This is a genomic window from uncultured Thermosynechococcus sp., from assembly GCF_938074695.1.
Classification (GTDB): Bacteria; Cyanobacteriota; Cyanobacteriia; order Thermosynechococcales; family Thermosynechococcaceae; genus Thermosynechococcus.
The window spans coordinates 1-12582 of record NZ_CALJEM010000076.1; the positions used below are offsets into that span (position 1 = coordinate 1).

13 protein-coding genes and 1 pseudogene are annotated in these 12582 nt (G+C 53.8%); 8 read left to right on the plus strand and 6 right to left on the minus strand.

The genetic code is table 11. The features are described 5' to 3' along the window. Both Q0683_RS10350 and psbC read left to right on the plus strand, forming a co-directional pair. Nucleotides 1-141, plus strand: a pseudogene (locus Q0683_RS10350) (photosystem II protein D2); the annotation flags it as partial. Next, the gene (gene psbC / locus Q0683_RS10355) at nucleotides 125-1510 is read left to right on the plus strand and encodes a photosystem II reaction center protein CP43 (protein WP_298977587.1); all 1386 of its coding nucleotides are present in this window, start codon (nucleotides 125-127) and stop codon (nucleotides 1508-1510) included. The pseudogene Q0683_RS10350 and the gene psbC, both read left to right, overlap by 17 nt. A gap of 74 nt (nucleotides 1511-1584) precedes the next feature. On the opposite strand, the gene Q0683_RS10360 is transcribed toward psbC, so the two are convergent. Beyond that, complete coding sequence (locus Q0683_RS10360; protein WP_298977589.1) at nucleotides 1585-2778, minus strand: lipid-A-disaccharide synthase-related protein; 1194 nt, start codon at nucleotides 2776-2778, stop codon at nucleotides 1585-1587. Nucleotides 2779-2911: 133 nt separating this feature from the next. Next, nucleotides 2912-4657 (minus strand): M48 family metalloprotease, encoded by a 1746-nt coding sequence (locus tag Q0683_RS10365; protein ID WP_298977591.1) that lies wholly within the window; start codon nucleotides 4655-4657, stop codon nucleotides 2912-2914. 100 nt (nucleotides 4658-4757) lie between these two features. Between Q0683_RS10365 and Q0683_RS10370 the strand changes: the two genes are divergently transcribed. Beyond that, nucleotides 4758-5525: a hypothetical protein gene (locus Q0683_RS10370; RefSeq protein WP_298617412.1), complete on the plus strand. Its 768-nt coding sequence runs from the start codon at nucleotides 4758-4760 to the stop codon at nucleotides 5523-5525. A 24-nt stretch (nucleotides 5526-5549) separates the two neighbouring features. Here the strand turns inward: Q0683_RS10370 and Q0683_RS10375 are convergent, their stop codons facing one another. Genes Q0683_RS10375 through Q0683_RS10385 form a run of 3 tightly spaced genes read right to left on the minus strand, consistent with a single transcriptional unit; the run spans nucleotide 5550 to nucleotide 7051 of the window. After that, nucleotides 5550-6407 carry a DNA adenine methylase gene (locus Q0683_RS10375; RefSeq protein ID WP_298616573.1) on the minus strand — a complete coding sequence of 286 codons (858 nt, stop codon included), beginning with the start codon at nucleotides 6405-6407 and terminating at the stop codon, nucleotides 5550-5552. Further along, nucleotides 6407-6700 (minus strand): YggT family protein, encoded by a 294-nt coding sequence (locus tag Q0683_RS10380; RefSeq protein WP_366142508.1) that lies wholly within the window; start codon nucleotides 6698-6700, stop codon nucleotides 6407-6409. The genes Q0683_RS10375 and Q0683_RS10380 overlap by 1 nt, the downstream gene beginning before the upstream one ends. A 27-nt stretch (nucleotides 6701-6727) precedes the next feature. Further along, on the minus strand, nucleotides 6728-7051 hold the full coding sequence (locus Q0683_RS10385; RefSeq protein WP_298616569.1) for a metal-sensing transcriptional repressor: 324 nt from the start codon (nucleotides 7049-7051) through the stop codon (nucleotides 6728-6730). 302 nt (nucleotides 7052-7353) lie between these two features. Here Q0683_RS10385 and Q0683_RS10390 point away from each other — a divergent pair, with 302 nt between their 5' ends. Then, nucleotides 7354-7809: a hypothetical protein gene (locus Q0683_RS10390; RefSeq protein WP_298616567.1), complete on the plus strand. Its 456-nt coding sequence runs from the start codon at nucleotides 7354-7356 to the stop codon at nucleotides 7807-7809. On the opposite strand, the gene holA is transcribed toward Q0683_RS10390, so the two are convergent. Continuing rightward, entirely contained in the window at nucleotides 7746-8753 is a 1008-nt protein-coding gene (gene holA, locus Q0683_RS10395) for a DNA polymerase III subunit delta (RefSeq protein ID WP_298977595.1), read from the minus strand. The genes Q0683_RS10390 and holA overlap by 64 nt on opposite strands. A gap of 127 nt (nucleotides 8754-8880) precedes the next feature. Here holA and Q0683_RS10400 point away from each other — a divergent pair, with 127 nt between their 5' ends. From Q0683_RS10400 to Q0683_RS10415, 4 genes are read left to right on the plus strand one after another with little or no spacing between them, the layout of a single operon-like run. Continuing rightward, entirely contained in the window at nucleotides 8881-9261 is a 381-nt protein-coding gene (locus Q0683_RS10400) for an LptA/OstA family protein (RefSeq protein WP_298977597.1), read from the plus strand. Then, nucleotides 9218-10006, plus strand: a complete 789-nt coding sequence (lptB, locus tag Q0683_RS10405) for an LPS export ABC transporter ATP-binding protein (protein ID WP_298977599.1) — start codon at nucleotides 9218-9220, stop codon at nucleotides 10004-10006. Before Q0683_RS10400 ends, lptB begins: the two co-directional genes overlap by 44 nt. A 29-nt stretch (nucleotides 10007-10035) precedes the next feature. Further along, nucleotides 10036-11145: an LptF/LptG family permease gene (locus Q0683_RS10410; protein WP_298977601.1), complete on the plus strand. Its 1110-nt coding sequence runs from the start codon at nucleotides 10036-10038 to the stop codon at nucleotides 11143-11145. 35 nt (nucleotides 11146-11180) lie between these two features. Continuing rightward, nucleotides 11181-12242 (plus strand): 3-deoxy-7-phosphoheptulonate synthase, encoded by a 1062-nt coding sequence (locus tag Q0683_RS10415; protein WP_298616028.1) that lies wholly within the window; start codon nucleotides 11181-11183, stop codon nucleotides 12240-12242. Nucleotides 12243-12582: the final 340 nt, after the last annotated feature.

Here is a 12582-nt window from a genome sequence, read left to right on the forward strand (position 1 = left end):
GAGGACCCTGAGTTTGAGACGTTCTACACGAAGAACCTGCTGTTGAACGAGGGCATCCGTGCTTGGATGGCGCCCCAAGACCAACCCCATGAAAACTTTGTCTTCCCAGAAGAGGTACTCCCCCGTGGTAACGCTCTCTAGTAACTCGATTTTTGCCACCAATCGCGACCAAGATTCCTCCGGTTTCGCGTGGTGGGCCGGTAACGCTCGTCTGATTAATCTTTCCGGTAAACTTTTGGGTGCCCACGTCGCCCACGCCGGCCTGATAGTTTTCTGGGCCGGTGCCATGACCCTGTTTGAGTTGGCTCACTTCATTCCTGAAAAGCCAATGTATGAGCAGGGGCTGATTCTCATCCCCCACATTGCCACCCTTGGCTGGGGGGTTGGCCCTGGCGGTGAAGTCGTGGACACCTTCCCCTTCTTTGTGGTTGGGGTCGTGCACCTAATTTCCTCTGCCGTTTTGGGCTTTGGTGGGGTTTACCATGCCATTCGTGGCCCTGAAACCCTAGAGGAATACTTCCCCTTCTTCGGCTACGACTGGAAGGACAAAAATAAAATGACGACGATTCTGGGGTTCCACCTGATCGTCCTTGGCATTGGTGCCCTCTTATTGGTAGCCAAAGCCATGTTCTTTGGGGGTCTTTACGACACTTGGGCACCCGGTGGTGGGGATGTCCGTGTCATTACCAACCCCACCCTTGACCCCAGGGTGATCTTTGGCTATCTGCTGAAGTCTCCTTTTGGGGGCGAGGGCTGGATTGTCAGCGTCAACAACCTTGAGGACGTGGTCGGTGGCCACATTTGGGTTGGCCTGATCTGCATTGCCGGTGGCATCTGGCACATTCTAACAACGCCCTTTGGCTGGGCACGTCGTGCCTTCATCTGGTCTGGGGAAGCCTATCTTTCCTACAGCCTGGGCGCCCTGTCGATGATGGGCTTCATTGCCACCTGCTTTGTCTGGTTCAACAACACGGTCTATCCCAGTGAATTCTATGGTCCTACGGGTGCAGAAGCCTCTCAAGCTCAGGCAATGACTTTCTTGATCCGTGACCAAAAACTGGGTGCGAACGTGGGTTCGGCTCAAGGTCCCACAGGTCTGGGTAAATACCTGATGCGCTCTCCCACAGGTGAAATCATCTTTGGTGGTGAGACAATGCGCTTCTGGGATTTCCGCGGTCCTTGGTTAGAGCCGTTGCGCGGTCCCAATGGTCTTGACCTCAACAAGATCAAAAATGATATTCAGCCCTGGCAAGAGCGTCGGGCCGCTGAGTACATGACCCATGCACCTTTGGGTTCGTTGAACTCGGTGGGTGGTGTGGCCACTGAAATCAACTCGGTGAACTTTGTGTCGCCCCGTTCTTGGCTGGCCACCTCCCACTTTGTCTTGGCCTTCTTCTTCTTGGTGGGTCACCTGTGGCACGCGGGTCGTGCCCGTGCGGCGGCGGCTGGTTTTGAGAAGGGGATTGACCGCAAATCTGAACCCGTTCTCTCAATGCCTAGCCTTGACTAGGGTCAGTCGCTAATCTCTAATTCATTAGGATTTGACTCCCATCTATATCGATGGGGGTCTTTTTTTGTGAGGACTTAATCACGGAGGGTTTTTAAGAGTTGTGCGGCAATGCGATCGCTGGCGCCAGGTTCGCCCATGCGTTCTTTACCATTGGTAGCAACTCGCGCCAGTAAGGCCGAATCTTCCCAAATCTTGCAGAGGGTGGGGATGGCTGCTTGAGGATCATCGAGTAAGAAAATCGAGTCTCCGAGAAGACGCTTTTGGCGAGTGGCAAAGTCACGGGTAAATTGGGGGCCTGCACCGGCAAACGTGACCACAGGTTTCCCTAAGCCAACGCACTGCTCTGTGGCCGTTCCGGCGAGGGCAATGCCTCCTTCTGCCCAATGTAGAAATTCACGAAAGTGGTGTGAACTTAAAATCAGTTGGTGTTGACCCAACTGCCATGCCTTGGTCTGGGGTAATGGACTGGGGATAGGTTGCCAACCCTCAAGGCGCTGCTCAAGAGGATGTAAGTCAAGGCTTGGACTCACAGCGGCAAGAAGGATCAGCGGCCGATCTTGATAGGGTGTCACTGCCCGCAAAATTTGTTGCCAGTTGCGGTAGGCTTCAGGGGCACGGGAACCGGGCAGCAACACAATTGTTTTCTCAGTAAAGGGAGAAGGGACAGGTGGCGGCATCACCAAATCCATCATGGGATTGCCGCAGTAGTGGACGGCATACCCTAGTCGCTGGAGGTTCTTGGCGGTCAGGGCATCGCGGACAAAAACACCTCGACAGCGGGGCGATCGCCACAACCATCGCTCCCAGGGCAGGTAGTCACTTCCCGCCCAACCCATGCCCCAACGATAAGGATGCCCCATCGCATCATAGAGGTAATAGTCAGACTTAGCAGTGCCGATAAAACTATAGGTTCCCCCCGTACCATAGGCCAGCAATAGAGGCACAATATCACCAACGGCCAAGATATGCCCTGCCGAGAATCGTTGCCAACGCTGGACGGCACAAACCTGTTCCCCCAAAAGTCCCAGCAAGCCTGCGCCGAGATCTCGCCATAGCTGGCGCAGATCCATGTAGATGAAGCCGCCAGAGGGAAGGCTTTTGCCGCGGTGGAGGAGGGGAATTCCCAGCCGCGTATAGGCAGCCCCTAAGCCCACCAAGGGCAATGCCATCAAGTCTAGGTTTGGACACTGGTGCTGCAAGGCCTGCAAAATCGAGCTGGCGATCGCGTCCTCACCGTGACCATTACTCAAGCAAAGCAGTTGTTTCATGCCTGCATTAACTGAAGAGTTGTGGCAAGGCTGCCACTTGTACTTTATCCCAGTACTCTTCCCCTAGGGCGAGAAACGCGGATTCCTACTCAAGAGTTTGAAAACAATATTTGGACATTCAGATCATGCTGAGCTATTGCAGTGTTTTGGCCGTCTCCCGTTTGGACTTTTTGGGATTGGGCGGATCCACTAGGGTGCGCAGATGGGCTTGAATCTGTTGATGCCGTTCGACCCCCTCAAAGGCAAAGGGGGTGTACCCGCGATCGCGCATCAGACCGCGGATATAGCGAATCCGCTCATCGGTCGGCGGGTGCGTGGAAAACCATGGCAGGGGTGGCTCTTGATTGCGGTATTCCTTCTTGAGGGTATGCATTAAATTGAGGAGGCCATCGGCAGCATAACCTGCCCGTGCTAGGATGCGTGTTCCTAAAATATCTGCCTCTCGCTCCATCTCCCGACTATAGCGAGTCACGAGCAACCCTGTCACGTAGCCGCCAGTGGGGAATAACCGCGTCAAGTTGGCAGTGGCTGTGCCCTGCACCATTAGGCGAAAGCCGTGGGAGAGCACCGCGTGCGCCATTTCGTGGGCAAGTAAGCCGGCCAATTCTGCTTCTGTATTGGCTTTTAGAATTGCACCCGTGTTAATAAAGATCTTACCGCCCGGCAGGGCAAAGGCATTGAGATCGTTATCTTTGATAACAAAAAACTCGTACTCAAACTCATGACGACCTGCTACTTTGGCCAGACGCTGTCCGATTTCATTGACATAGGCTTGAACCTTAGCATCTTCAAGCAGCTTGACTTGGCGGCTAATTTGCCGGGCTACTGAACGACCGAGGGCAGATTCCCCCTGCATCATCAAGGCCATCATTTGAATCGAGTCCAAAGACAGGAGGGGATTGCCCGTGACAGCCACACCCACCAATCCAGTAAGGGCACCGACAATCATCCCTTCGCGCAACTGCCCCTGAAGACGGCGACGGAAGCGTTGCATTCGCTCTGCAGCCAATTGCTGAAATTCAGGGGTGGCGGGGTGGTCAGGATTCAACAGGACAAAGCGTTGGGCAGCGAGTGCGGCTTCCAGCCACTGTTGCTGGCGATCGTAGAGTGTGACGAGGGTACGATGAATATCAGGTTGATCGGGATAAAGGCTGGCAACTTGTTCGAGGTGGGCATAGGCCTCTTTGAGGGAACCCTGCTGTACGAGAAACTCGGCAAAGCGCACTTGGCCGGGAATAAACTCTGGAAACTGCTCCACCAAAAGCTGTAGTGGTACGGCTTGGGCACTGTAGAGTTGGGAGCCGCCTTGAACTTCGCGCCAATAGACTTGGGCAGCGGGAGGCAGTTGACTGATTTCCTGTACAGCTGGGGGTGTGACGCGAGGAGGTGGCAAGTTTAGGTCAGGTTTGGCCTTTTGGTAGTAGGTTTGGGCAGTGGTAAAGTCTCCTGATTGCCAGTGGCGATCGCCCTCCCGCAAAAGCGCTAAACGCCCCTCTTGGGCTGCCTGTTCTGCTGTTATTATTTCCCCTGTTGTCGGGGTCTCTAAGGAATTGTCAGCCGTTGTCGGTGGAGGTTCTATGGGGAGGACTGGCGCATCTCCCTTGACCTCAGTGCTCGTCGGTAGAGAGGCAGGAGATTCTATAGCAGGGGCAACTTTTGCCGGTGGCGTTGGTGGCGGCGGCAATAGATCGACAGCCGAGCCTTCAGATTGTGGTAGGCGAGCTTGGGCAAAGGCGTCTTCTTTGCTGAGAGCCATCCACTCCTCCTCTGCCATACTAATTCGGGGGAGTGACATCTCTGCTGCTTTAACCGGTTCAAGACGCACCCCTAAAAGGAGGGCAACACCTAGCGGCCAGTAGCGCAACCCATCTTTCACCATAACGCTGTCCTCAAACCACCTGATGCTTTATAGTCTAACCACAGCTCACAAGTGCAATTGGCCAAGCATTACAATGAAACTATTGGTGATTTGAAATACAATGACCTCTGCTTTAGAAGAAAAATTACGGGCTGCCTTTAGTCCCGAGCAGGCACATCTACTGGCAGAAGTAATTCGTGAGGCCTATGACGATGTCGTCAAGGCCAAAGACTTTAATGAGCTGAAAGCAATTGTTGCCGATCTGGCTCAAGCCCAAAAACGCACCGAAGAACGGGTCGAAGAATTAGCGGCGGCGCAAAAGCGTACCGAAGAGCGAGTTGAAGAGCTAGCTCAAGCCCAAAAACGCACCGAAGAACGGGTTGAAGAATTAGCGGCGGCGCAAAAACGCACCGAAGAGCGGGTGGATCAGCTAGCTGCTGCGGTAGATAGACTTTCTGCAGCTCAAGAACGGACAGAAAGGGCAGTTAGACAACTGGCGCGGCAGGTGGGCGGTCTGAGTGAAGCCCTCGGCGGCTCCTTAGAAGACTTGGCTTTGGAAGTGGTGCCGGAAATTCTTGAGTACCGCTGGGGGATGGAAATTGAATTTTGCGATCGCGACACCCTACCCCTGCGCAATGGGCAATATGAGTTTGATTTAGTGATTCGTGGCCAAGTGCAGGGACAACCAGTACTAGTCTTGGGAGAAGTCAAAAGTAACATCACAGAATCAGAAGTAGAGCGATTTTTGAACCTTGTGGCTCAAGTAGAGGCTTCTGAGGAAATTCGCCCCCTCTTTTTTGGCTACCGTCTAGAACGGGCAGCCAAGGACTTGATTCGGGAACGGGGTGCAGTCATGGTCTCTACACGGGGCAAGTACTTTCCCGAATGAGCCTAGAGCGCTTGAGCAGCAACCTTAGCAGCGATAGGTGACAACCAGCAGCTCACTAATCTTGCCCCGCTTATGCGCATTGGAGTTAATTACACGGCTGGCCTTGAGTTCAATACAGCGCCAAGATTGATATAGTTGCAGCACGGGTTCAACCCATGCATTGCTGACCATGACGTAGCATCCCCGCCGCGCTAGCGTCTCTACCACCTGGGCCAGGGCAATCTGTTCAGCCTCGCCAAAGGGCTGATCGGTGTAACTGGTAAAGTTGGCAGTTTTAGAAAGGGGATAATAGGGGGGATCGAAGTAGATAAAATCCCCCGCCGTTGCCCACGTTAAGACCTCTTGAAAATCCGCCACACTCAAGGTCACGTTTTGCAAGGCAAGACTGGCTTGCCGCAGCGTCTCAGGATCAAAAATCTGGGGATTGGCATAGCGCCCCATGGGAACGTTGAACTGCCCTGCACGATTGACGCGATAGAGACCGTTAAAACAGGTCTTATTGAGATAGATAAACCGAGCTGCCCGCGTCAGGGGATCCAGTTGCTGCTGATTTAAGCTGCGAATGTAGTAATAAAAGGTTTTACTGTGCTGTTGGCGATACTCGGTGAGCTGGCCAATTAAGTCCTCAACGCGATCGCGCACAATTTGGTAGCAATTGATGAGTTCAGCGTTGCGATCGCTCAACCGCGCCTGCCGAAACTGAAACTGCCCTCGCTGCGCTTGGCTAAAGAGATACCAATAGAGCGCCGCACTGCCACAAAATGGCTCGGTATAGCAGCGGCATTCTGGGGGCAAGTAGGGAGCTATCTGGCTCAGCAACTGAGACTTGCCGCCGGCCCACTTGAGAAATGGCTTCGGGTTGAGGGGTGTTGTCGTCTCCACTAGGCCGGTGGAAACAAGAGAAACAACAGTCCCTGCTGTCCCACAAGCAATTCCCGCAGGAGCGTGACAATGCCTAGCCAAATAATGGGGCTAATGTCCACCCCCCCCAAAGGCGGCACAATGCGGCGAGTGGGTGCCAAAACCGGCTCTGAGAGCCAATAGATAATTTTCAATGGTCCTTGCGTGAGGTTAACCTGGGGGTACCACGTGAAGATGATACGCACAAGAAAAATCAACGTCAAAACGGCGAGGATGACTCCTAGTACCCAATTGATCACAATAACAGCAGGCATTGGCATTATTTAGGCTACCCCAAACCATTATCCCAAAAAATGATCAAGGGCAGCCTTGAGTTCTGCTAGCTCCTGATCAATGCGTCCCTCCTGAGCGGCATGAGTCACACATTCATTCAAATGCTCATCGAGAATCAGCCGTGCCACCCGGTTCAACGCTCCCCGCACTGCGGCAATTTGAATCAATACCTCTGGACAAGGACGACTGTCCTGCACCATCGCTTTAATGCCACGCACGTGCCCTTCAATGCGCGACAGCCGATTGACGATCGCCCGCAGCGATTCCTCACTGTGGTGATGGGGGTGAGAATGCAGAGAAGGGGAAGAATGGGAATGGAATTCAGTGCCCACGGCAAATAGTCCTAAACAATCAGTACAACGATGAACAGATCACGCAAGAACGCCACAAACTAAGGTATTGTTACCCCCTTGTTGAAGGTGATTGCATAGATTGAGCAACGCAACGGCAACTAATACTTGCACAGCAATTGTAGCAAACCTGCTAGGCGCGCTTGGTTTTGGGCATAAAAGAACTGTAGCCTGATCTTCTTTGGTGGGCGCTGACCCTAGGCGTGATTCTTTTAACTGTTGCCCTTGGGGAACTCGTGATAGTATCGGGACACATCCCCGCAGGACGCAGTGGACGAACCAACGTGACAGAACCAATTTTTTGGTTGGCAGTGTCACTGGTATTAGTGGCCGTATGCTTGGCAGCCGTTTTGGTTGCCGCAATTCCGGCATTTATAGAGTTAGCACGGGCTGCCCGCAGTGCTGAAAAGCTTTTTGATACGTTGGGGCGCGAGCTACCGCCCACATTGGAAGCCATTCGCTTGACGGGCTTGGAGATTAGCGATCTCACGGATGACATTAGCCAAGGAGTAGAAAGGGCAGGGAATGTGATTAAGCAGGTGGATCAAGGCATTGCAGCGGCAAAACGGCAGGTTCAGGAGGCAAAAGTTACCACCCGTAGTGTCTTTGCTGGGGTAAAGGCGGCATGGCAAACGTGGAACCGTCCTAGTCGTAAGCCCTCTCGGCTTCCCCCCAGTCAGCTCTCGCCGCCGCCAGAGCGATCGCCCCACGAACGTCGTGAACAGGCTAAGGAAAGTTGAATCATTCCCTGGCGCAGGGTGGTCACTGGCTCGGCTCCCAGCTTAAGCTGGTACTCTGTAGTTAAGAGAATCCGCAAACAGGCTTGAAGGGCAGGCAGAGGAACGGCATTGACTTCCTTTTGCAGAATATAGACCCGTTTTGGGTTGCCGACTTCGGCAAGCTTGGCAATGCGCTGATTGTCCCGCTCATGGCTGAGCAACTTGACCCACAACCACGTGCGAAATTGTTTCGTTAGAATCGCTAGGAGGCGCAAAGGCGGTTCGTTTTGTTGCAGCAGGCCTTCTAGTTGGCTGAGGGCTGTGGCAGTGTCCCCGCGCAGGAGGGTACTGGCAAGGATGAGGCTGCTTTGTTGAGTAGCATGAACTAGGGCTGTGATGTCCTTAGCGGTAAGGGGGCGATCGCCCGCAAATAAGGCCAATTTCTCTAATTCATTGTGCAGTTGGCGGCTGTCGTTACCCACGGCTTCTGCAATGAGCTGGACTGCCTCAGGGGAGAGGTGCAGTTGATAGCATTGAGCCGCTTCACGGATCTGCTGTTCAATCTCGGCGGTTTTCCAAGGGGCAATCGGACTAAATTCCTGAATCTGGCCATACTCTTGCAGTAGCTTGACGGCTTTACTGCGGCTGTCGGGTTTTTGAGGACTGGTAAGAAGCAAGTGACAGTTCGGGGGAATTTGCGGCAAGGTGAGTTCTAAATCTGCAAGTAGCTCTGCACTACAGCGTTGACCAAGGGTTGTATTCACCAGCCACACCAAGCGATCGCCCCCGCCAAAGGGTGGCGTCATCACCTGTGCCAAGGCGGCTTGAACGGCTGCAGCGTCCTCCCCGGCAAATTTCTCGAAGTTAAAACTCTCCCATAGGGGATCCACCACTCGTTGCCGCAGGGCCTTAACGGCTTGCTCTAGTCGAAACTCATCTTCCCCCCAGTAGAAATAAACGGGCATTTTGCGGAAATTTTCCCTTATCCACTAGGATAAAGACATTGTGGCGGAGAATAAGGAAATGTTGCAATCTTGTTCCCGATGGCCCTCTCGCCTTTTGGCACTGGGTACAGTGGGAGTAGGGTTGGCAATGGTACCTTTATTTTGGCAAGCGGCAGATTCCCAAGAACCGCCTACCCAAGCACTCACCATCTTGGCGGATGTTCAACAGGCAAACGCAGTGACGGGGGTGATTACAGCGCGGGGCAATGTGCAGTTGCGCTATCCTGCCCGCCAAATTCAGGCCAGTGCGGCACAGGCTCAATACTTTAGCCGCGAGGGTCGCATTGTCCTCAGTGGCAATGTGTACGTTTTGCAACAGGGGAACAGTCTCCGCGCTGAAACTGTCACTTACCTTATCTCAGAGGCCAAATTCGTTGCCCTGCCTGCCCCCAGCCGCCAAGTTGAAGCCATCCTAATGATTCGCGATGACCCTAACCAGCAAATTCTTGGATCTGTGCAGCCCCAATAGACGGTCTGCGTTACCCGCTACGCTGCGTTTAGAGGGTGTATGCAAACGGTATGGCAGTCGTTGGGTCGTCGATCACGTCAGTCTCTCGGTGGCACGGGGGGAAGTGGTCGGTCTGTTGGGACCTAATGGTGCTGGCAAAACGACAACCTTTTACATTGCCACAGGGATTGAACGACCAGATTACGGGCGAGTATGGCTGGATGACGAGGAGATTACCCATGCGCCTCTACATCAGCGAGCACGGCGGGGCATTGGCTACTTGCCCCAAGAACCGAGCATCTTTCGCCACTTGACGGTGGCTGAAAATATTCTTTTGGTTTTAGAAGAGACGGGGGTGCCACGACGCCAATGGCGCGATCGCTTGGATCAACTGCTGACGGAATTTCGCCTCACCCACATTGCCCACACCCTTGGTCGGCAAGTCTCAGGGGGAGAACGGCGGCGCACGGAATTAGCCCGTGCCTTAGCGGCAGGAACCCAAGGGCCTAGCTTTTTGCTCCTTGATGAACCCTTTGCGGGGGTGGATCCGATTGCTGTGCATGATTTACAGGAGATAATTGCTAAACTGCGCGATCGCCAGATAGGCATTCTCATTACCGATCACAACGTGCGGGAAACGCTGCAAATTATTGACCGCGCCTATATTCTGCGGGAAGGGCAGATTTTGGCTGCAGGCAATAGCTGGGAATTAGCACAGAATGCCAAAGTGCGGCAATACTACCTCGGTGAGGATTTTCGTTTCTAGGCATGGTTAGAGCACAGCGGCACTTCTGGATGCCGACCCTCCCCAAGTTAGATCAGTATCTTCTCTCGCTACTGGTGCCGGGGTTTGTTTTGGGGGTGGCTGTCTTTGCAACCCTTGCCCTGACCGTAAGCACGATTTTTGATCTAGTGCGGCAAATTGCCGATGCGCAACTGCCCTTGACGATCTTGTTGCAATTGATTGGCTATCAACTACCTACCGTCTTGGTCTTGGTGTTTCCGATGGCGGTGCTGCTGGCGGTTGTGGGAGCAATGAGTCAGCTCTCGGAGGAGGGGGAGTGGATTGCCCTGTGCAGTGTGGGGATTTGTCTGCGTCGTGTGCTTGTAACGGTGGTGGTTTTTGCCCTGTGTGTGAGCGGCCTAACCCTAGCGCTCAATGAAATTGCAGTGCCGATCGCCAAATTTGAATCCCAAAAACTCATGCGGGAGCTACAGCAGCAGGAGCGTACCCTCGGCTCAGGCACCGATATTTTCTACCCGGAGTACGATCGCGACGGCGATGTGCGGCGACTGTATTACGGGCATCGCTTTGATGGTAGCCGCATTCAGGGGATCACGGTTTTAGACTTTTCGCAACCGCAGGTGACTCAGGTCATTAGTGCTGAAGCCGCTGAGTGGAATGGGCGTGAGCGCCGCTGGTTACTTTCTCAGGGGGTGGCCTATTTAATTAGCCACACAGGGGTCAGCCGCAATCTGTTGAAATTTGACCAACAGGAGATCCGTTTGCCTCGGCCTGCCCAATCGCAACAACTGCAACCCACCGATGTAGAGGAACTCTCTATTACCCAAGCACGCCGTGCGCTGCAACGTCTCGATCCCAATCGAGAGCCAGAACTGGTGCGTGCCTTGGAGGTTCATTTGGCTCAATCCCAGGCTCAGCCCTTTTTGGCTGTAGTCTTTGCCCTTTTAGGGGTGGGGTTCGGCCTCAGTCCTTCCCAACGACGGGGACGACAGGGATTTGGCATTAGCGTGGCAGTGGTCTTTGGTCAGTACGTGCTCACATTTTTTCTCGGTGCCCTGGGCAAGATGGGGATACTTTCCCCCCTGGTGGCAGCGTGGTTGCCCCACGGCATTGGTTTGGCAGTGGCAATTCCCCTCCTGTGGCGTGCGAACCGCAGTTAGAGAGTTATCATGAAAAAAGTGCTGATTGCTACTCCATGCCGCAAACGTTTGACCTGCACGTTGTTGAGACGCGACCTTTGCTGACGCCTGCTGCGCTGCTGGCGGATCTGCCGCTGACGGAAGCCCAAGCTACCCTTGTGGCCACGACCCGCGATCGCATTCGTGACATTTTCCAGGGGCGCGATCGCCGACTCCTGGTGATTGTGGGACCCTGTTCGATTCACGATGTCAAAGCTGCCCTAGAATACGGCGAAAAACTAGCTCAGGTGCGCGATCGCCTGCAAGACAGTCTGGAAATTGTCATGCGGGTCTATTTCGAGAAACCGCGAACTTCGGTGGGCTGGAAGGGATTGATTAACGATCCGCACCTCGACGGCAGCTATGACATCAATACCGGCCTCCGCTTGGCGCGCAAGCTATTGCTGGATTTGGCCAACTTAGGGATGCCCGCCGCAACAGAATTACTCGACCCGATTATTCCCCAGTACATTGCCGACGTTGTCAGTTGGACCGCCATTGGGGCACGCACCACTGAAAGCCAAACCCACCGTCAAATGGCCTCAGGTCTCTCGATGCCCGTGGGCTTCAAAAATGGCACCGATGGTCACTTGGACTCAGCCATTAATGCCATGATTGCCGCCCGTCAATCCCACCACTTTCTGGGCATTAACGCCGAAGGCCGGGCCAGTATTGTGGCCACCACCGGGAATCCCGATACCCATCTGGTGCTGCGGGGCGGCAAAGACGGCCCCAATTATTCTGCTGCCCACATCGAGATGGCTGCTGCACTCCTAGAGCGTAAAGGGCTGACCCCTCGGCTGATGGTGGACTGTAGCCATGGCAATGCCGCCAAAGATGCCCAGCGTCAAGTAGTTGTCTGTGAGAACCTCGCCCAGCAGGTGCAGCAAGGCTCCCGTTATCTGGCGGGAGTAATGATCGAAAGCCATCTCAAGGCAGGGAATCAACCAATTCCCCAGGATCTCTCACAATTAGTCTATGGCCAAAGCATTACAGATCCCTGCGTGGACTTTGCCACAACGGTTACGATGCTCGAACAACTGGCCAGTGCTGTAGGCTCACAACTGGTCGCCAGATAACCGTATCCCCTGAGCCAGAATTTTCTCCGCCGACAGATCCATTGAAGTGGCGCAAACTTTGAATCTTGCGTTGAATCCCTCGGAGTCTGTCTGGGAGTGGGTTTGAGCATTTTTAGTCATGTCGTAGAAAATAATTTACCCCTCCCTTGCAAGGGATCCCTCGGAACAGGGGGTTGCAATCCGCTCAGGGAGAGGCTATATCAAGGACGCTCTTGCTTCTCTTCGGGGAAGCTGACTAAATGGAAATTAAAGGGTGGAAACAATTTGAAAGACCTTATCCATGCTTGTCAGCTCAAGGAGCATCATCATTTGCTTAGGAACATTGCGTAGGTAAAGTTGC